Origin of the sequence: Pelagicoccus sp. SDUM812002 (assembly GCF_031127835.1) — a bacterium.
In the GTDB taxonomy this organism is placed as follows: Bacteria; Verrucomicrobiota; Verrucomicrobiia; order Opitutales; family Opitutaceae; genus Pelagicoccus.
Genome location: NZ_JARXHX010000007.1, coordinates 107,303 through 126,599, shown reverse-complemented (window position 1 = coordinate 126,599; position 19,297 = coordinate 107,303). Strand labels below are relative to the sequence as shown.

The 19,297-nt window shown below is 52.6% G+C and carries 16 protein-coding genes; 11 read left to right on the top strand and 5 right to left on the bottom strand.

Annotated features, from left to right (window positions below):
- The first annotated feature begins 10 nt into the window (after positions 1-10).
- Genes QEH53_RS12175 through QEH53_RS12155 form a run of 5 tightly spaced genes read left to right on the top strand, consistent with a single transcriptional unit; the run spans position 11 to position 4,395 of the window.
- Positions 11-1,438, top strand: coding sequence for a MotA/TolQ/ExbB proton channel family protein (locus QEH53_RS12175; RefSeq protein WP_309023472.1), 1,428 nt, complete (start codon positions 11-13; stop codon positions 1,436-1,438).
- Positions 1,416-1,934, top strand: coding sequence for a MotA/TolQ/ExbB proton channel family protein (locus QEH53_RS12170; RefSeq protein WP_309023471.1), 519 nt, complete (start codon positions 1,416-1,418; stop codon positions 1,932-1,934). Before QEH53_RS12175 ends, QEH53_RS12170 begins: the two co-directional genes overlap by 23 nt.
- A complete protein-coding gene (locus QEH53_RS12165) occupies positions 1,931-2,332 on the top strand; it encodes a biopolymer transporter ExbD (RefSeq protein ID WP_309023470.1) in 402 nt (133 codons plus the stop codon). The genes QEH53_RS12170 and QEH53_RS12165 overlap by 4 nt, the downstream gene beginning before the upstream one ends.
- A gap of 30 nt (positions 2,333-2,362) precedes the next feature.
- Positions 2,363-3,037: an energy transducer TonB gene (locus QEH53_RS12160; RefSeq protein WP_309023469.1), complete on the top strand. Its 675-nt coding sequence runs from the start codon at positions 2,363-2,365 to the stop codon at positions 3,035-3,037.
- The gene (locus QEH53_RS12155; protein ID WP_309023468.1) at positions 3,034-4,395 is read left to right on the top strand and encodes a tetratricopeptide repeat protein; all 1,362 of its coding nucleotides are present in this window, start codon (positions 3,034-3,036) and stop codon (positions 4,393-4,395) included. The genes QEH53_RS12160 and QEH53_RS12155 overlap by 4 nt, the downstream gene beginning before the upstream one ends.
- On the opposite strand, the gene QEH53_RS12150 is transcribed toward QEH53_RS12155, so the two are convergent.
- From QEH53_RS12150 to QEH53_RS12135, 4 genes are all read right to left on the bottom strand, one after another.
- Entirely contained in the window at positions 4,392-4,970 is a 579-nt protein-coding gene (locus QEH53_RS12150) for a nucleotidyltransferase family protein (RefSeq protein ID WP_309023467.1), read from the bottom strand. The genes QEH53_RS12155 and QEH53_RS12150 overlap by 4 nt on opposite strands.
- Positions 4,954-5,934: an XdhC family protein gene (locus QEH53_RS12145; RefSeq protein ID WP_309023466.1), complete on the bottom strand. Its 981-nt coding sequence runs from the start codon at positions 5,932-5,934 to the stop codon at positions 4,954-4,956. The genes QEH53_RS12150 and QEH53_RS12145 overlap by 17 nt, the downstream gene beginning before the upstream one ends.
- Before the next feature lie 6 nt (positions 5,935-5,940).
- On the bottom strand, positions 5,941-7,794 hold the full coding sequence (locus tag QEH53_RS12140) for a Na+/H+ antiporter NhaC family protein (protein ID WP_309023465.1): 1,854 nt from the start codon (positions 7,792-7,794) through the stop codon (positions 5,941-5,943).
- 202 nt (positions 7,795-7,996) lie between these two features.
- Positions 7,997-9,256 (bottom strand): 6-phosphofructokinase, encoded by a 1,260-nt coding sequence (locus tag QEH53_RS12135; protein WP_309023464.1) that lies wholly within the window; start codon positions 9,254-9,256, stop codon positions 7,997-7,999.
- A 142-nt stretch (positions 9,257-9,398) separates the two neighbouring features.
- Here QEH53_RS12135 and QEH53_RS12130 point away from each other — a divergent pair, with 142 nt between their 5' ends.
- The 5 genes from QEH53_RS12130 (at position 9,399) to QEH53_RS12110 (ending at position 14,549) form a co-directional block, all read left to right on the top strand.
- On the top strand, positions 9,399-10,904 hold the full coding sequence (locus QEH53_RS12130) for a glycine--tRNA ligase (RefSeq protein WP_309023463.1): 1,506 nt from the start codon (positions 9,399-9,401) through the stop codon (positions 10,902-10,904).
- 166 nt (positions 10,905-11,070) lie between these two features.
- Positions 11,071-12,240: a hybrid sensor histidine kinase/response regulator gene (locus QEH53_RS12125; protein WP_309023462.1), complete on the top strand. Its 1,170-nt coding sequence runs from the start codon at positions 11,071-11,073 to the stop codon at positions 12,238-12,240.
- Positions 12,240-12,632, top strand: a complete 393-nt coding sequence (locus tag QEH53_RS12120; RefSeq protein ID WP_309023461.1) for a response regulator — start codon at positions 12,240-12,242, stop codon at positions 12,630-12,632. Before QEH53_RS12125 ends, QEH53_RS12120 begins: the two co-directional genes overlap by 1 nt.
- A gap of 17 nt (positions 12,633-12,649) precedes the next feature.
- On the top strand, positions 12,650-12,850 hold the full coding sequence (locus QEH53_RS12115; protein WP_309023460.1) for a hypothetical protein: 201 nt from the start codon (positions 12,650-12,652) through the stop codon (positions 12,848-12,850).
- Complete coding sequence (locus QEH53_RS12110; protein ID WP_309023459.1) at positions 12,837-14,549, top strand: GspE/PulE family protein; 1,713 nt, start codon at positions 12,837-12,839, stop codon at positions 14,547-14,549. The genes QEH53_RS12115 and QEH53_RS12110 overlap by 14 nt, the downstream gene beginning before the upstream one ends.
- Positions 14,550-14,675: 126 nt before the next feature.
- Here the strand turns inward: QEH53_RS12110 and QEH53_RS12105 are convergent, their stop codons facing one another.
- The gene (locus QEH53_RS12105) at positions 14,676-15,902 is read right to left on the bottom strand and encodes a pyrophosphate--fructose-6-phosphate 1-phosphotransferase (RefSeq protein ID WP_309023458.1); all 1,227 of its coding nucleotides are present in this window, start codon (positions 15,900-15,902) and stop codon (positions 14,676-14,678) included.
- Positions 15,903-16,135: 233 nt separating this feature from the next.
- Between QEH53_RS12105 and QEH53_RS12100 the strand changes: the two genes are divergently transcribed.
- Positions 16,136-19,291 (top strand): response regulator, encoded by a 3,156-nt coding sequence (locus QEH53_RS12100; RefSeq protein WP_309023457.1) that lies wholly within the window; start codon positions 16,136-16,138, stop codon positions 19,289-19,291.
- Positions 19,292-19,297: the final 6 nt, after the last annotated feature.

Sequence of the window (19,297 nt, the reverse complement as noted above, 5' to 3'; positions counted from 1 at the left end):
AAGGCCCCCGATGAAAGTCATATCCAACTTTGCTCTTTCAGCTACCTTAGTCGCCGGAGTTACGCAGGTCTTAGTCGCACAAAACAAGTACGAAAAAGCCATAGAAGAGAGAGAGAAACGTATCGAGGAAGTACTGGCTGACTACCAAGTCTTCCTCACCGAAACGGGCGACGAACGCCAAGCACTGGCCTCCGAAATCAATCGTCTGGAGAGTAGCCTCGTCCAAAAGCGAGATCAACGAACCAAAGCTGAACGTGCAGCCGAAACCCTAGAGCTTGAACTCGAAAGCACTAAGAAACGCATCAGTAATTTGGATACTCAACTTCAATACAATAGTGGTGTCCTTTCGGAATATTTGAACAACTTCGAGAGTAGGCTCCACATTGCCGAAGACCAAACATTTAGGGAACCATTATTCCAGATCCGCTCACAACTAGAAAACACTAGCGACGAAACCAACCAACGTATCCCAGTCTTTTTCAAAGCTTTGGAAAAAGGCATCGAACGACAGGAAAAACTCATCGGTGGACTTTCCTTCCCAGGTCGCGCCATCAGCCCAAATGGCGGCGTGAAAACCGGCGACATTCTCCTACTAGGCCCCAGTGCCTACTTTCACACTCCTGAAAATTCACAGACTGGATTCCTCGAGTTCAATTCTGGCACAATAGAGCCGAGACTCGCCCTCTTCCCACCAAACATCGCAACTCAAGTTGAACCACTCTTCCTGAACGGCTCTGGCTTCATCGCCATCGACGCTTCCCAGGGCAAAGCCAATCTTCTCAAAGAGGCACGAGGATCATTTCTCGAACACTTGAAAAAAGGAGGTTGGGTCGGTTACGCAATCCTTGCGTTAGGCGGACTTTCACTTCTCATCGCCCTACTCAAAGCCTTCGATCTCCGCTCAACGACGGTCGACCCTTCGGCAGACCCTAAACACGTAGCGAAACTTTCGATACATTCAGGAGAGGAAGTAGCACTTAAGAGCCTCACCTCGTACAAGGGACCGATTCGGAAGATTCTTCAGACCGGCGTCGAATTCGCTGTCGCCGACTCCTCTCTCGTTTTTGAGGCGATGGAGACCGCCATCATTCGCTTCCGCCCTCGCCTCCAACGGTTTCTACCATTCCTCGCCACCACCGCTGCTATCGCGCCATTGATGGGCCTACTCGGTACCGTGGTAGGAATGATCAAGACCTTCACTTTAATTGAAGTCTTTGGAACAGGGGATGCGAAATCCCTATCTTCAGGCATCTCCGAAGCTCTCATCACTACAGAGCTTGGCCTAATCGTGGCCATCCCTGCCCTTATCCTTCACGGCGTCTTTAGCCGTATCATGCGTAGCCGACTCGCGGCAATGGAAGAGGTAGCCGAAGACTTTAACCAACAACTCTCCAAGGAAATCGCCCTCGCCTCAAATGATCAACGAGCTCGAGCTTAGCAGACTTTGGCAAACGATCCTCAGCGGCGGCCCCATTATGATTCCACTCGCCGTACTCGCCTTGCTCCTATACCGCAAGGTAATCGGACTCCTTTGCTATGTATCTAGATTTAAAATACAAGATGAACTAGAAAGAATATCCCCCTCTCAGACCCACGAGTCCATCGCGACATTTAGGGAAAAGCTAAAGAGCATTATCGCCAACCAGCTCAAGTACGCCAACGTACTCATCGTCGCAGCTCCTCTCCTCGGACTTCTCGGAACCGTCATCGGAATGCTCGAAACGTTCAAAGGCATCGGTGCAGAATCTAGCCTCGACACTACCCAAGCAGTTGCTGATGGCGTAAAAGTCGCACTCATCACCACTCAGACCGGGCTTATGATATCAATCGTCGGGATATTCTTCACGCAACTTGTATCCCGAATCTTTGGTAGAATAGAAAACCAGCTCTCCGAGCTCGAAATGCTAGCGATGAAACAATCGATCGGAAAATGAAAAGGCGGTCCGCTAACGATCAATCCGGTGACAGGGTCGACATCAATCTCTCCCCGATGATCGACTGCATCTTCATTCTTCTGATATTCTTCATCGTCACCACCGTATTCGTGGAGGAGTCAGGTATAGAAGTCAAAAAGCCACAAGCTGCCTCGGCCCAAGCCCTCGACAAGCAATCCATTCTCATTGCGATCTCATCCGACAACCGCGTCTATTACGGGGGGGAAGAAGTCGGAGTATCTGGCGTTCGCCCTCGTATCCAAAGATCACTCACCAGTTCAGAGTCTAGCGTCATCATCCAGTCTGACTCTGGAGCAAGTCACGGTACCTTCGCCCGAGTCTATGGCGAAGCGAAAGCGGCCGGAGCTAAAACGATACACTTCGCAACCGAACAGTAAATTAGCGACGTGCACGGCTTTGAACAGAAATTGAAGAGAAGCGGATCCGGCCCTACACCGTATCTCGGGGCTATCGTTACGGTCATGATCGTATTCATATCAATGGGCGCCATGCACACGAATATCGACATTGGCCAACGCTCTCCAACTGAGCCCATCAGCGAGTTTCACCTCCCCCCGCCGCCTCCGCCTCCCGCGGAAGAACCGCCGCCTGAAAAGTCCAATATATCCATCAGCTTCAACCTACCAGCAACCGACGGACCCGCAAGCATACCACTCGGTTTCCTCAAAGCAGAATTCGGTCTGAAACCCCAAGAGCTTACCAAAACCGAGTTCGATATCGACGAAAGTATAACCAACTACCAAACAGATGGCCTCGACACACTGAAGATCTACTCGCAGGACGAAGTAACCGACAAACCGAAACGCACCTACCACCCCAAACTCGACATTCCCTATCGGTTCCTGAGAGGTAACAAAGGGAAAACGATAACTTTCATTGTTCTCTATACTGTCACCTCCCAAGGGCGAACCGAGAACATCCATGTGCTCGACTGCCCCGTACCCGCGATCATCCCCTTCGTTGAAAGCTACATCAAGGGCTGGCGGCTCAAGCCGGCCACCAAAGATGGAAAACCTGTTAACAGTTGGGTTCAACACAAGTTCACCTACCATCCGCCCGACACTAACCCTTTCTCCCAATGAAACTCCCTCTACGCATTTTCGCACTTTCAGTAGCCGTAGCGTCGACTACCGTTGCTGTATCTAGAGATTGGGGACGACCAGACCTCGAAAGCGCCGAATTCGAAAAACGTTTCGCGGCAAGCTACGGCATCCTATCGGAAAAGGAGCCTCCCCTCGACGAGCTCGAAGTTCAAGTACTCGAAAAGCTCGCCCCGATGATGCGAGTCAACCGCGAATACGCACAGACTCTTCTTGAGAGCATGACTGTAGGCGACGTTCCCCGCAGCGCCACCTTCAACTACCTGCTCGGAAATATCTACTTCGAAAACAACGAGTACTTCCTCGCCGAAGAACAATACAAAACCGCTATAGAAAAGTTTCCGGACTTTCAGCGTGCTTGGACCAATTTAGGCGTACTCAAACTACGTAGCGAAGATACCAAAAACGCCCTCTTCGCTTTGCTCCGAGCCGTAGAGCTAGGAGATACCAAACCTAACACTTTTGGAATGCTTGGCTACTGCCACTTCCGCCAAGGAAACTACATCTCCGCTGAAGTTGCCTACAATCGGGCCATGCTCAGCGAACCGGAAAACCTTGATTGGCTAGAAGGGAAAGCGGAAGTCTATCTCCAAGCCGAACGCTACACCGAGGCCATACGAACCCAAGACGAACTCATAGCTCGTCGCCCCGACGATGTCGACTACTGGCTTGCCCAGACAAATGCATATATCGCCGCCAAAAGACTCGATGATGCCGCCAGGAACCTCGAAGTTCTCTGGTCGCTAGGGGAAGCCAGCTTCCAATCGCTCTACTTATTGGGAAACTTGTACTCTACTCTCGGCCTATACGGGCCAGCCAGCGACGCCTACCTAGCAGCCGCTCCCCTCGCCGAACCCGATAACGTCGAATACCTTATCGGCGCCACTAAAGTCCTGATCCAAAGCGGCCAGCTGAAAGAAGCCAAAACCCTATTCAATAGAATAGATCTTCAAACGTATTCATTCGATAATGACACCCTGTTCCTCTATAAACTCTCCGCCGCCGACCTCGCCTACCACAACGATGAGATACAGCGGGCAATCACTCTTCTCGAAGAGGCTTCCTTGCTCAACCCCACCAACGGAAAAACGCTAGTCAAGCTCGCTCGATTATACATAGACACCGGCAATAGCGAAAGAGCGTATCTATTGCTCGACAGAGCGGAGAACGATCCAGAGGCGGAATACCTCGCGGTGCTCACTCGCGCCCAACTTCTCATTGAAGAAAAAAGATTCTCTGAATCCCAAATTTACGTTTCCCGTGCACTCAAGCTCGATTCGAGCGATTCGATCCAAATCCTGTATCAACAGGTTGAGGACGCAGCTCGAAATCAGAACTAGGAATGATCTAAGTCTTGGATACAACCGGAGCCAACTCCGCTAACCTCAACTCGAGGCAAGGGATCTTGATCTATCACCCGTCGGGCTCCCATCTCTCCTTCTAGCTCTCCCAAATCAGCGAGACTGCGGCCGGGAAAGCAGACCGGGTGACCATGCTGACCGCCAACGACTGGGTAGGTAATTTGCTCGCAGTCCTCTGCCCTAAACGCATTGGCTACCTTTGATACATCTTCTTTTCTCAAATGCGGCAAATCAGCTAGGCAGACCAGCATACAACTACCACCTAACTCGACTATTCTCTTTGCGCCGAGAGCTAAGCTTCCTCCCATACCTCGAGCGTACTCGGGATTAACGACGACATCCACGACACACCCCTCTAAGGCTGTCAATACAAGCTCAGATTCATGGCCCAGGACTACTACATGAAAATCGACTTCTTCCACCTGCAAGGCGGCCAGCACCTTCCGAATCATTGGCACCCCATCAATCTCGCTCAACAGCTTATTCTTTGCACCGAATCGAGAAGACGTACCCGCCGCTAATAGCACGCATCCAATTTTAGAATACTTCTCCATTCTTTTCACTCCCTTGATTCCTTACTAGCACTAGCTGAGCCACAATACTGATCGCAATCTCTGCTGGTGTACGACTTCCGATATCCAATCCTACAGGCCCGAAAATCCGATCCAAGTCAGCCTCGCTGATTCCTCGCTTGGCTAGCCGTCTGCAGCGCGCGGCGTGGCTTTTCCGACTGCCGAGCGCACCTACGTACCCACAATCTGTTGTCAATGCCGCCGCCAAAGCATCGTCGTCGATTTTCGGATCATGGGTTATCGCCACCAAGGAGTCGCTCGATGCTAAGGCGTAATCTCCTAAGGCCGTACCAGGCCAAGCCGTGAGTACTTCGTCAGGCGCCAATTGAAAGCGCTCCCCTCTCGCATAATTCTCCCTTGGGTCAATTACCACGACTTCGTACTGCAGCATTTTCGCTGCTGCAACTAGGTGCAACGCTATGTGCGACGCACCAACAACAAAGAGTCGACGCCTTCTACGCAGAGCCCGCCTCAGCACCCTAACCTCGCCATCACGCACCTCCTCTGTCAACACGTCTTCTCTTAATTCGGTTAGCGTATCCGTTATCCCATCACTCGTCCATAAAACGGCTTCATGGCGATCCATAGCCGCGACCAATGCATCCACAAAGTCCGAATTCCCCTCTCTTAAATGTGGAGCCGGCTCTATTCGGATTTCAATTTTCCCACCACATGAAAGCTCGATCTCCCAAGGAAAACCTTCTCCCGGCCCGAAACTCAACCATCGCGTTTTGCCATCCGCCAAACAGGACTTCGACGCTTCAATCACCTCGTTTTCCACACAGCCCGCGCTCACGGACCCGATAAAACGCTCCCCGTTCTCATGAATCGCTAACACGGAGCCAACTCCCCTCGGAGATGGTTTGCTCGCTTTGACGACGGTCGCTAACGCAAAGCGTTCGCTCCCGATAAACCAACTCCTAAGTTGCGGCCAAATATCTTGCATGCCAGTTCAACGAAGCGGTGTAGCGATCGAATCTTCGATTTTATCGGAAATCGCAACAACATCAGCAGCCCTACGTCCGAAAACCTTTAGTACACCAAATACTCCCAACGGATACAGAACGAAAAACAACCAGTTGGGCATTCCTTGAGCCACAGACAAGTACCCAAACAAGCAAGACAGAATTACTGTCGTCAAGGCATAGTAGAGCTGCGTGTTGACATGAGCAATGTGGTCGCATCCAGAGGAAATCGAAGACAGCACCGTCGTATCACTGATCGGACTACAGTGATCTCCAAAGATAGCCCCATCTAAAACGGCAGCTGCCGTCAACAGGTAGATAATGAACGAGGACGGCTCTAACGCACCCATTTCAGCTGCTAGCGGCATCATGATGGGAATCAATATGCCCATCGTCCCCCAACTCGTGCCCGTAGCGAAGGACATCACCGCCGCAATCAGGAAGGTGAGTAGCGGCAGTATCCAAAGGGGAAGGCTTCCTCCAAGCATCGCGATCAAGTAGTCCGCAGTTCCCAAGTTATCGCAAATCTCCCGCATTGCCCAAGCCATCGCAAGGATGAAGATCGCCATCCACATAGTTGAAAACGCTCTTCCATACAGATGAAGGACTTCCCGAATCTTCAAGACACCTTGCGAAAGAGGAAGAGCGATCGCTACCAGCCCGGCCATTAGAGAAGCGATCAGCATGGCGGGCATTACGCCCGCGCTGCTGCCCTCACCCGGATCATAAACAGCTGCGCCAAAGGCGTTTTGCCACCCTTCGAAGCTAGTGAGCGAACTCGGTTGTCCAGCGTCCTCCAACCGATTATAGCCCAGTATTAAAATTCCAACGACAATTCCGAACAGCAGAATCGAAATTGGGAAAAACGCGTTTTGCCAGCGTGGTGCAGCTTTCTCCCCTATCGGTTCATCAGACTTCATACCCAAAAGCTGATGCGTATCGTCCATCACCTTTCCCTCGTGAAACGCCCGACGCTCCGCGTTCAACATCGGACCGAAATCCCTCCCCGATGCGGAACTCATGAAAACAAAGATCAAGGTACCGATGCAATAGAAGCGCAGCGGCAACATTTCGACTAGCATGCCGTATCCAGAAAGCGTTACCCCTTGCTGAGCTGCCACATCTCCTAGCAAGTACATTTCGAAAGCGACCCAAGTCGAAAGCAAGGCAAGCCCAGCAACTGGGGCCGTAGTAGAGTCGACCAAGTAAGCGAGTTTCTCTCTAGAAATCTTCCAGCGATCGGAGAGCTTCTGCATCGTAGTGCCTACCACGAGAGTATTCGAGTAGTCATCGAAGAAGATGAGCAGTCCGCTAATACCTATCGCTAGTTTAGCCCTGCGACGGCCTTTGGCGAATCGTTCCAACAGCTTTACGAGTCCATCCAGACCACCGCTTCGAGACATGACATGCACCATGCCGACCAAGGCTAAAAGAAAGAGTATGATAAGGACACTGAATTGCGAGAGAGCAGGCTTGATCAAGAAATCGGTCACGCCCAGCACTGCAGTCGCGAGCGGATTTAAGCCATATGAGAGAAAAGAACCCACCGCAAATGCGGAGACCAAGGCCCCTACCATTGTCCTGAAGAAAGCGGCGATCATGACCGCGAGCAGCGGGGGCAATAGCGAGGTCCAATGGCCCGAGACTTGCACTTCACGAGCGCCCTCCCGCAGGTAGTCGATAAACGAAGAGTTCGATTGTGCGTCATCCAACGAAGCCGCCGCCAACGACGCGCTTTCATGACTTACCGGCACGATGGCCAAGAAGGAACATACGCCCAGCAGCGTAAGGAAAAACGCGAGCCAGCGTTTGGGGCGCAACCATGTTGGGGTTTCGTTCATGAATTGAGGAAGGGGATCGAAGACAGTCGCATTACTCGATGCTGCCACAGAAAAGGTTGATTAAGCTCTGCGGGCAAACCGATAGTTTGGTTTCGAGATCAGCAACGAAACTCAAAGCGAGTAGTCCAATAACCCAGCTCACAAAAAACCCTCGCGACCAGTGAGGCTGCGAGGGCTAGAAAGTTTCAGAGGCTGGATCGCTCTAGATTTCGTAAGCAGGAAGCACCTTGTCGATGCGAACACCCTTTAGATTCACGAAGACAGGAAGACCATTATCCCATTGGAGAGTGATTTCCCCTTGGATGAGCGGAGTCGCGTACTTCACGAATGGGAAGTTCATGCTAACGCCGTCGTCGTTGATCCAGTCGGCTGGAAGCTGCTTGGAGGTCGCAGGGACATCCGACAGGTCGACCCAACCTGTTTCGCATTTGTAGGAATCCGCCTCAGCACGTTGCAAAGTAATCATCTTACCGCTCTTGCCGTTCTCTACCGCCTGAACGACAGCTGCAGAACCTGCTAGGTACGCTTCGTCCGAGTCGGTTTGTGAAGCGTTATGCGAAGCAGCGCGGCCAGCGACACCAAGCTTGCAGGAACGTGCGGAAACGCCAATCCGAGTCTCGACGATTCCACGGAGGAATTCACCTGCGCCGCCGAGCTGAACATGACCAAAGGCGTCCGTGCTGGAAGCCTTGGCGGAAACGTAGTTCCCGTTGAGGTCGGTCAGCCCTTCGCCCACCACGATCAAGCAGTACTTCTCGCGAGCGAGCACCTTTTGCACGTCAGTCACGAACTTCTCGGGGTCAAATGCGATTTCAGGCAAAAGAAGGATGTGCGGAGGATCGTGCGGCTGATCGCGACGCTTCGCCAAAGTCGAGCCAGCAGCGATCCAACCGGAGTTGCGCCCCTGCACTTCGAGAATCGAAACGTAGTCGCCTGCACCGATCGATGAGTTGTCAGCGGCCATTTCGCGAACGGTGGTAGCCACGTGCTTGATCATGCTACCGTAACCTGGGGTGTGGTCGGTGGCTGAAATGTCGTTGTTGATAGTCTTAGGGATGCCCATCACACGCATCTCGTAGCCTTGGGACTTCGCGAGAGCGTCGAGCTTGTCGAGCATCGCCATGGATTCGCTGTCCCCAATGTAGAAGAAGTAGCGGATGTCGTGTGCCTTGAACACTTCCAGAGCGCGCTCGAGGTCTTCTTCCTTCTTGAAAACGTAGCGGCAAGTGCCGAGAGCCGAGCCTGGGCTGGATTTTAGAAGGCGAATCGCTTGCTGGGATTCAGCCGCGAGGTCGACGAGGTCTTCGCTGAGAACACCGACGACGCCATTGAGGCCTCCGTAGATTTCTTCAATGCACTCATGATTGAGCGCTTCTTCGATGACGCCCGCGAGGCTGGCGTTAATGACTGCAGTGGGTCCACCCGACTGACAAACGAGGCAATTTCCTTCTAGTTCCGACATGTTGAGAAAAGGTTCTATACTTTGGTAACTGGCAAGAGAAAGGACATGACCAAGCGCTTGGCAACTCCCTTTTCATCAATCGCCGAAGTGCAGTCACCATTCACTTGACCCGCCCCCTCGAAACGACATTTTCACAGCCCTTATGGCCAAAACAAAAGCATCAACCAATCCTCTCATGGATGCCATCGTAGCCGTCTGCAAGCGCAGAGGGTTCATATTCCAGTCATCGGAAATCTACGGCGGCTACAATGGCTTTTTCGACTTTGGCCCCCTCGGCGTGGAACTGAAGAAGAACATCAAGGACGCTTGGTGGAAGGACATGGTGCACCGCCGAGAGGATATCGAAGGCCTCGACTCCTCCATCATCATGTCTCCCAAGATCTGGGTCGCCTCCGGCCACGTGGGCGGCTTCTCCGACCCCATGGTCGACTGCAAGGTCTCCAAAATGCGCTACCGCGCCGATCAGCTGTTCTTCGCTCCGGTCGTCGTCAGCGGCGAGAAAATCGGCTATCTCTCCATCCTCGAGGATGGCAACATGCAGGCTGACGCCGAAGCCGCCGCCGAAATGATGAAGCGAAAAGGCGGACACCAAGGCGAGCTCGCCCCCATCGAGCTCAAGGAGTACACCGAGGCCGAAGAGTCAGAGTGGGCTCTGATTCCCTCGCCTGCAACCGGCGAGCCCGGTAGCCTCACCGCTCCCCGCGAGTTCAATCTCATGTTCGAGACTAAGGTAGGCGCACTCAGCGATAGCTCCGCCACTGCTTACCTTCGTCCCGAGACCGCCCAAGGCATATTCGCGAACTACAAGAACGTGGTCGACACTGGACGCGTAAAGATTCCCTTTGGCATCGCCCAAGTCGGCAAGGCTTTCCGCAACGAAATCACTCCGAAGAACTTCATCTTCCGCTCTCGCGAGTTCGAGCAGATGGAGATCGAGTACTTCGTCTCGCCCGAATGCGACTGGTCCGAAATCCACCAGCAGTGGATCAAGTACTGCCACGAATGGCTCATCTCCGTAGGACTCCCCGAGGAAATGCTCGGTCGCGACGTACACGAAAAATTAGCTCACTACGCTAAAGCCTGTACGGACATCACCTTCCAGTTTCCATTCGGCGAACAAGAGCTCTGGGGTATCGCGGCCCGAGGCGACTTCGATCTCACCCAGCACGCCGAACACTCCGGCAAGGCGATGGAGATTTTCGACGAGGCAGCCAAGAAGAAATACATTCCCCACGTCATCGAGCCATCGCTCGGCGTGGATAGACTCCTTCTCGCCCTGCTCACCGCCGCCTACACCGAAGACGAAGTCGGCGGCGAGAAGCGTACGGTGATGAAGTTCCACCCACGTATCGCTCCGTACAAAGTCGCGGTGTTGCCGCTGCTCAAGAACAAGCCAGAGCTTGTCGAGCGCGCTCGCTCAATCTTCGACAAACTATCCCGTCGCTATAACGTCTTCTGGGATACCGCTGGAGCCATCGGCAAACGTTACCGCCGCCAAGACGAAGCCGGAACGCCATGGTGCGTGACCATCGACTTCGACACTATCGAAAAAGACGGCACCATAACCTTACGTGACCGTGATACTACCGAACAAAAACGTGTGAGCGAAGAAGAACTCTACAAATTCCTCGACGATCAGCTATTCTAAATAGCTCAAACTCGCACTTCTCCCTAGCATTCAACACTTTACTAGCCCGCCGATTCGTTCGGCGGGCTTTTTTTTGTGATAGAATCGAGTCAAAGTTCATTCGCTCGCTTACTTTTTACAATTCAAGTCCGAAAAGAGATGAGTAAAATCACGATCTCCTAGCGACTTGAACTCACAACTTCCCAATTCCACGGAACCAGAATCTGACCTCGGAAAAGTCCCCGAAGTTCGCAGCGGTCTGGTGCTCGTCGTCGACGACGATCGAATCACTCACGGAATCGCTAAGAAAATTCTCACCGCCGGAGATTTCGAGACTCTACACGCATACGACGCCAAACAAGCCAAGCAGCTAATCTCGAAATCGCCACCCGAGCTCATCATATGCGATGTAGAGATGCCCGGCGAAGGCGGGATTGCCCTCTGTCGAGAGCTCAAGAGCCAAGCATCCACATCTGAAATTCCACTTATATTCGTCACCGGCAGCTCTCACATGGAGACGATGAACCAGGCGTTCGACGCTGGAGCGAACGACTACTTACAGAAGCCCATTCGAAAGACCGAACTTCTGACACGTGCTAGGAGACAGATAGCTGACTTTCGAAAACGCAGAGACACGACGGCTACGATAAACAATCTCCACCGTCAAAATACCTCAAAAACTAAATTTCTCGGTGTAGCCTCCCACGACCTTAGGAATCCCATCGCTTCCATTTCCGGGGTATCGCACTTCTTGGAGACGGAACGCTTCGGTAAGCTGAACGACAGCCAACGGGAGATGGTCCGCTGCATCATCGAAGCGAGCGAAAACATGCTAAATCTCGTGGAGGACCTCCTCGACGTCTCAAAAATCGACCTGGATAACTTCGACCTTTCCCGCGAGCAATTGGCTCCCAGAGACATCATGGCCCAGACCGCCAAGATGCAAACTCCCACCGCCGAAAAGAAGGCCATCACCCTTGTTCACACTGATCATTCAGACGGTGCTCTAGCTTCCATAGACAAACGCTTAATCACACGCGCCGTGGAGAACCTCGTAAGCAACGCGATCAAGTTCTCCCCAAAGGGTACCCGAGTTCAGATCGAAACCAGAACCGACTCCAAATCTGTCTATATGTCAGTGAAGGACGAGGGCCCAGGAATTCCGAAAGACGAGTTCAACAAACTCTTCAAAGAATTCAGCCGCACCTCAAACATGCCTACCGCAGGTGAATCCACGAGCGGCATCGGACTCTATGTCGTTAAGCGCATCGTTAACAGCCACGACGGAGAAATCACAGTAGAAAACCTCCCCGAAGGCGGAGCCCACTTTCAAATACAACTGAACCGTATCCCATAATGGACTACAAAAACATAACCGCACTCATAGCAGACGACGAAGCGCATATGCGCACCTTCCTGAAGCTCCTGCTCAACGACATTGGAATATCGAAGGTCTACCTCATGCAAAATGGCATGGACGCCGTAGAGGCCTACCAAGAGTACCGGCCGGACCTCATCTTGCTCGATATTAACATGAACAAGATGAACGGAGTGGAAGCTCTTAAACATATCCGAGAGATCAACCCTAACGCAGCCGTCATCATGCTCACAGCGGTATCCACACGCGATACGATCGAGGAAACCGCTCGCAGCGGAGCCACCTACTATATACTCAAGACACAGACCCCCGACGAAATAAAGAACCTCGTCATCAAGGTACTTTCGACAATCCGAGCAACCGCTTCTTAAACCGAACCCTTCCACTTATGTCCCAGCCAGAGAACACTCCTCCTGCTACTTCCGAAGTCACTAGTCTCGAGGACCTTGTCGTCACATACGACATGGGCAAGCTCTTGGTCGAGGCTCGGGCAGAATACGACAGTATTATTGCCTCCCGCGAACTGCTAGGCCAAGAAGCTATCGGCAACTTCTTTAACCTGAATCTGAAAGACGATGAGAGAAATTAGATGCGACCGCTTCGTCGAGCTCGTAGCCGGCACGGGTAAGATCGACACCGTCACTCTTAATGCTCTGACGAGCAGGTACAAGAAGGACCACTCCGGGATGCTACTGGAGATCATAGACAAGGGCATGATCCGCAAGGATCCCGCTGGAGAGCTCTGGGCCCGCGCCCACGACATCACCTACGTCGACCCCCTTTCCATCAACATAACTTATCCAGAGGAAGAACGTATTCCCCTGGAAATGGCGAAAAAGATCCAGGCGATCAGCCTGTATGAGTTTGACGGATACGTGACGATGGCAATGAGCGATCCCACGAACCGTAACCTCGTCGAATCGCTGGAGCGATACCTGCAAAAGCGCGTTAGCCCTGTATTCGGACACGCAGACGATATATCGCATGCCATAGAGATCACCTACCAGTCGAACATTTCCTTCGACGAGGCTCTCAAAACTTTGGAAGCATTCACGAAAGGTAAGAGCATCGCCGCAGAACAACGCGACACTCTCCTAGAGCTCGTAGAGAACAACGCGTTGGTCGAGCTGGCAAACCACATCATCTACAACGCCTTCAAGCAACGAGCCAGCGACACCCATCTCGAGGCCCATAAGGACCACGGCAAGGTTCGCTTCCGCGTGGACGGACACCTCCGTGATGTTGTCGATCTGCCAAAGCAGGCCCATACCGCTTTGATGGTGCGCATGAAGTTCGTCTCCGAACTCAACATCGCCGAAACTCGGCTACCGCAAGACGGGCGGTTCACGGTCGAAGTCGGCACCTTCAGCCAAAATTTCCGCATTTCAACCTGCCCCGGGCTTCACGGGGAAAAGGCAGTTATTCGACTTCTCGGCCAGGCCGGCAAGAAGGGCCTGCCGAACTTCGACGAGCTCTTGTTTGCCAAGAGCAACATGAAGAGTTTCCGAACCGCTATCAGCAAGCCAAACGGGATCTTCATCGTAACTGGCCCCACTGGCTCAGGAAAAACAACCACCCTGTATTCAGCCCTCGACTACTTGAACGATCGCGAACGCAATATCATGACGATCGAAAACCCAGTCGAATACCAGCTGCCGGGAGTCAACCATTTCGAAGTCAGGCACAATATAAACCTCGATTTCAATACCATCCTGCGATCCGCGCTCAGACAAGATCCAGACGTCATACTCGTGGGTGAAATCCGAGACTTGGAAACGGCAAAAATCGCAACGGAAGCTGCCCTCACCGGCCATTTAGTCCTCACAACTCTCCACACTAACAGCGCGACTCAAGCCATCCTCCGCCTCGTCGAAATGGGAGTGGATCCGTATATGGTCGCTCCGTCAATCAACGGCGTCTTGTCTCAGCGATTGGTCGGAAAGATCTGCGAATCTTGCAAAGAGAGCTATCAACCCAAAACGGAACTCCTCCTCAAATACTTCAAAGCAGAAAGCATCGACCCGCAGATACCTTTCTTCCGCGGAAAGGGCTGCAAGCAATGCTCCCACACAGGATTCAAGGGACGCATAGGCGTGCATGAGATCATTGAAATATCTGAATACATGAGAGAGCTCATCTCGAAACGCGCCCCGTTCACCGAAATCCAAGCAGAAGCCAAGCGACTCGGACTGAAGAGCCTGAGAGAGGACGGCCTCAAAAAAACACTCCTAGGACTAACGACACTTGAAGAAATCGAACGTGTCACCGTCCCCGAATACCACTCATAATTTTAGCAGAAAAAGAGGCCGAAGCGAAAACGCTTCGACCTCTGTATTCAAATCTTGGATGATCGCGGAGTAAGTTCCACGAAACGACCTCTCGAGCAACTGCCACAGCCACCCGAAGCAAAACGTCTAGTGGCTCGTATCCTGAACCTTGCCTTTCGGCTGGCCGATTTCAGATAGAAGCTCGTCAAACCAAGGCTCGTCCGTATTGAACGGCTTACCGCCCGCTACGCGATCGAACTCGCAAGCACGCAGGATATCGCGATTGTTTTCGTCGTGACCGATCACGCCGCTTTCGCCTGCGAATGCGGCTTCGACCGCTTTGTCGGTGCAGCTCTTGATGAGGTTGAGATCCTTTGCATTTGCTGCTGCAGCACGGGAGTAGTAACCGCTCTTTTGTACCAGCACCTTCTCCGCACCGATCAGTTCCTTGAACTGCTTGGCGAAGTATGCACCCGGATTGATGAAGTCCAGCTGCACGTGGCCGAACGCGTCACGAATGATTTCCTCACCCGCAGCTTCCTTTTGAGCGACGATGTCCGCTACGCCCGCACCCTCGGAGAGGAAGATATTGACAGCATCGTGCTCGTCGAGCTGCTTGCGCAGACGAGCAGCTTCCGCTTCCAGGTCGATGCCGAGCTCGGGAACATAGATCGCATGCACGTCGTGGCGCTCCCGCGCTAAACCGATCTCCGGTACCCAGTATCGGCACTTCTGTCGTTTATGGTACTCGTAGGCGGTGTAGGCCGCGAGCCAGCCACAGTGGCGACCCATTACCTCGTGGATGATCAGCATGCGAGGGCTGGAGTTGTGCTCCGCTACCACGTTCTCGAAATAATTCGCACCGTGCTCAGCCGCCGTGTAAGCGCCAAGGGACTGCTTGATCGGGTAGACGTCGTTGTCTATGGTTTTCGGCAAGCCTATCACACGCAGCGCATAGTCGTTCTTGGCTAGGTAGGCCGCGAGATCAGCCGCTGCGGTATTGGTATCGTCGCCGCCGATGGTGTGGAGCACGTCGACTCCATCCTTCACGAGCTGCTCTGCCGCCACTTTCTGCGGATCTTCACCTTCCTGAACAAGGCCACGCTTTACGCAGTCCTTCACATTCGTAAGCTTCACGCGGCTGTTGCCAATCGGGCTGCCACCAAAAAGGTGAAGATTCCCTGCGTTCTTGCGAATCTCGGGAGTAACCTGATAGCTCAAGCCCTTGAGCAGGCCATAGTAGCCGTTCTTGTAGCAAATGATCTCAACATCCGGATCGATTTCCGTATAGCGCTGGATCAAGCCACCGATTGCTGAAGAAAGACAAGGGGCCAAGCCACCTGCCGTGAGGATACCTACTTTCTTAACTTTCATTTTGCGATAATGAGTGAGAACCGGAATGGCTAGAGTACTTTTACCTGAATGACAAGGGAGGAGCTTCTCGAATCCCCCTCCTGTCGCCGAGGCAGGAGGCGTGTTCGAGCAAATCTGGCGACGCCAAACTGAAGTTTTTCGGCTAAAAAGCCTCTAAAACGCGTCGATTCACTATCACGAGCCTTCCTTTGAGATAAGCTGCGCCTATTCCGGGACTCCCGTGCCCGCCCATCATGCCCACCGACACGCAAACGGCTTCGACGCCCAACCGACCGAAATCTTACGGACGCTCTACCGACAAGTGGAAGTGGGCGTACTACGCTCTCGCCTTTCTAAACCTCGCTACCATCTGTGCAGCGTTCTTCTTCGGTTCATTTCTAAACAACGAATACAAGAAGACGATCGAAACTGACAACTTCTGGTCCACCAGCACCGACCAGATGATCAGCCTCAACGATGCAATTGTCGCCTCAAACGCCCCCGGGAACAACATCTTCGACTCCCGCGATCCCGTCCTCGAACGGTACTTCAAGCACAAGGCAGACATCCAATTTCGAGAAAGACTAGAAACGCTTCGAACCCATCTCAGCGAAGCCTCTCAAAACACTGAAACCGCCACCAACCTCCTCGATGAGATCAACAATATAGAGGCGAGCTTCCGAATCCTCGACGCCTATTCCCAAGCAATATTCGACTCGATGGCGACCGGCCAGGTAGACGTCGCGGGCTCCATCATGGCAAGCATGGACCGGACCGCCGCAGAGTGCAGCATCCAACTCTCAAAGCTCACCCACGAGGTATCACGAATCCAAAAGCAAAACTTCCAATCCGAGGTCCAACGCTCCGAGAAGCTGACCGAAATCGAGTTCATCCTACTACTCCTTTTCGCCCTTATCGTCATTGTGACGCTCATTTTCGGTAGAAGAATGTTCGTATTTCTAAAGGCCCAATCCGCGGAAGCCGAAGCAAGCCGCATCCGTGCCGACCGCGCCCGCCACGAGCTTAAATCTCAGACCTTCGCCCTCGACCAACATTCTATCGTCGCCATAACCAGCACCTCCGGACGCATCCAATACGTCAACGACAAGTTCTGCGATATCAGCAAGTACTCGCGAGAAGAGCTCATCGGAAAGGACCACCGCATCCTCAACTCTGGCCATCATCCCCGCTCTTTCTTCGCTAACATGTACAAGACCATCGCGAACGGTGGGGTCTGGCGCGCTGAAGTTAAAAACAAGGCCAAGGACGGAACACACTACTGGGTAGACACCAACATCGTGCCCTACCGTAACGAACAAGGCAGACTCGAGAGCTACGTAGCGATCCGCACCGATATCACAGAGCGCATCAAGGCCCAAGAGGACTTGGCTATAGCTCTCGAGGGAGCCAAACAAGCTTCGGAAGATGCTGAAGCTGCAAATAAGGCTAAGAGCGAATTCCTCGCCACCATGTCCCACGAAATTCGCACCCCCATGAACAGCGTCATCGGTTTCTCCAACCTTCTGCTTGATTCTAAGCTCCCAGAGGATGCCAAAAACTTCGCTCGCTACATCCTTAACTCTGGCCAGTCATTGCTCGCCATCATTAACGACATCCTCGACTTCTCCAAAATTGAGGCTGGAAAGCTCGAAGTCGAATCCATGCCCTTCGACCTGCGCCAGATCGCTGAGGAGGCAGCAGAGCTACTTTCCAACGAGGCCTCTGACAAAGGGCTCGAAATGTTGCTACGCTATGATCCGGACCTACCACTCGGCTTCCACGCAGACCCAGGCCGCATTCGCCAGATTATAATAAATCTCGCAGGAAACGCTATAAAGTTCACCGATTCCGGGCATGTTTTCATCGAAGTCACTCGTGAACCGGAACAGCCTGACAACTTCGCTCGTATTTCCGTGTCGGATACGGGAATTGGCATCCCCGAAGACGCACACGCCTCGCTATTCACGAAGTTCACTCAAGCCGACAGCTCCACTTCCCGAAAGTTCGGGGGAACTGGACTAGGTCTCGCCATCTGCAAGTTGTTAGCCGAAATGATGGGTGGAGAAATTCACTTAAAAAGCAAAGAAGGCCAAGGCTCCACCTTCTGGTTCACGCTTCCTATTCCTCCCACGCCCATCGAACTCAAAACCGAGAAGACTGACCTTGATATATCCAATACACGGATACTTATTGCAGACGACTATCCACTTAACCGCACCCTACTCGCGGAACAGTGCGGACAATGGAACCTCACAGCAGATACTGCAGCAGACGGGGCAGACGCCTTGCAAAAGCTCAAAGATGCAGTCCGAGAAGGTAGGCCGTACCAAGTAGCCCTCATAGATTATTGCATGCCCACGATGGACGGCCCGCAATTCGCTAAGAGAGTACGCGAAGATCAGGAGATTCAAACTACCAAACTGATCCTGATCACATCCGGAAGCTTTCACAACGGCCAATCCCACTTCCTCGCATCCGGGTTCGACGCCTTCTTCCTTAAGCCCATTATCAAACCGGAACAGCTGAGGCTCGCGATTGCCAAAACACTTGGCTACGATTGCTCCAACTTATCCGAGAAATCAAACCTCATCGATAAACCCGAACCAGCGCCGCCGGGCGGACGTTTCCGTATTTTACTCGTAGACGACACAGCCCTGAACCAAACTCTCCTCCGAAGCATGTTGGAGAAGAAATATGGATACAGCGTGGATACAGCTGGCAACGGGAAAGAGGCCGTTAAACAGTATCTCAGTTTCAACTACGACGCCATCTTCATGGATTGCATGATGCCGATCATGGACGGCTTCGAAGCAACTAAAGCTATTCGCAAATATGAACGGGATGGGGATAGGCCACACGTTCCCATAATCGCCTTAACAGCGAACGCATTCCTCGGGGACCAACAAAAATGCATCGAATCCGGCATGGACGACTACCTATCCAAGCCAATCGCCCAAGACGCTCTAGTCGCTTCTCTCCAAAGATGGCTCGGCAAGCGCATATCTCCCGACACAACTGAGGTACTTCCTTTGCCCGATAACGCTGAGCCCCCACCTGAGAGCCAATACTTCAATCTAGACCGGCTTGTATCTTTATTGACTGACGACATGGAGCTAATCAGCGAAATCCTAACTGTATTTGTGGGCAACCTCGATTCATTCGCCGAAAAGGCCAAAACCCATCAAAACTTGGAAGAGCTTCGCCTCGTTTCGCACACTATAAAAGGTAGTGCGGCCGAGTGCGGGGCGGATAAGCTTAGCGCCCTCGCCAAACAACTAGAAAAGGCCTGCATCGAAAATGACTCAGAAAGCATAGCACCACTCCTGGATGTACTCAGCTCGAGTATTGCCCTAACGCAAGAGAGCGTTCTCTCAACGCTCGACAGCATCAGACCGCAAGACGCATCCTAGATAATC

What these genes read in the sequence shown, in the direction of transcription:
- QEH53_RS12175 (WP_309023472.1), top strand. Translation starts at nt 11, where the DNA reads ATGAAAGTCATATCCAACTTTGCTCTTTCAGCTACCTTAGTCGCCGGA.
- QEH53_RS12170 (WP_309023471.1), top strand. Translation starts at nt 1,416, where the DNA reads ATGATCAACGAGCTCGAGCTTAGCAGACTTTGGCAAACGATCCTCAGC.
- QEH53_RS12165 (WP_309023470.1), top strand. Translation starts at nt 1,931, where the DNA reads ATGAAAAGGCGGTCCGCTAACGATCAATCCGGTGACAGGGTCGACATC.
- QEH53_RS12155 (WP_309023468.1), top strand. Translation starts at nt 3,034, where the DNA reads ATGAAACTCCCTCTACGCATTTTCGCACTTTCAGTAGCCGTAGCGTCG.
- QEH53_RS12150 (WP_309023467.1), bottom strand. Translation starts at nt 4,970, where the DNA reads ATGGAGAAGTATTCTAAAATTGGATGCGTGCTATTAGCGGCGGGTACG.
- QEH53_RS12145 (WP_309023466.1), bottom strand. Translation starts at nt 5,934, where the DNA reads ATGCAAGATATTTGGCCGCAACTTAGGAGTTGGTTTATCGGGAGCGAA.
- QEH53_RS12140 (WP_309023465.1), bottom strand. Translation starts at nt 7,794, where the DNA reads ATGAACGAAACCCCAACATGGTTGCGCCCCAAACGCTGGCTCGCGTTT.
- QEH53_RS12135 (WP_309023464.1), bottom strand. Translation starts at nt 9,256, where the DNA reads ATGTCGGAACTAGAAGGAAATTGCCTCGTTTGTCAGTCGGGTGGACCC.
- QEH53_RS12130 (WP_309023463.1), top strand. Translation starts at nt 9,399, where the DNA reads ATGGCCAAAACAAAAGCATCAACCAATCCTCTCATGGATGCCATCGTA.
- QEH53_RS12120 (WP_309023461.1), top strand. Translation starts at nt 12,240, where the DNA reads ATGGACTACAAAAACATAACCGCACTCATAGCAGACGACGAAGCGCAT.
- QEH53_RS12115 (WP_309023460.1), top strand. Translation starts at nt 12,650, where the DNA reads ATGTCCCAGCCAGAGAACACTCCTCCTGCTACTTCCGAAGTCACTAGT.
- QEH53_RS12110 (WP_309023459.1), top strand. Translation starts at nt 12,837, where the DNA reads ATGAGAGAAATTAGATGCGACCGCTTCGTCGAGCTCGTAGCCGGCACG.
- QEH53_RS12105 (WP_309023458.1), bottom strand. Translation starts at nt 15,902, where the DNA reads ATGAAAGTTAAGAAAGTAGGTATCCTCACGGCAGGTGGCTTGGCCCCT.
- QEH53_RS12100 (WP_309023457.1), top strand. Translation starts at nt 16,136, where the DNA reads ATGCCCACCGACACGCAAACGGCTTCGACGCCCAACCGACCGAAATCT.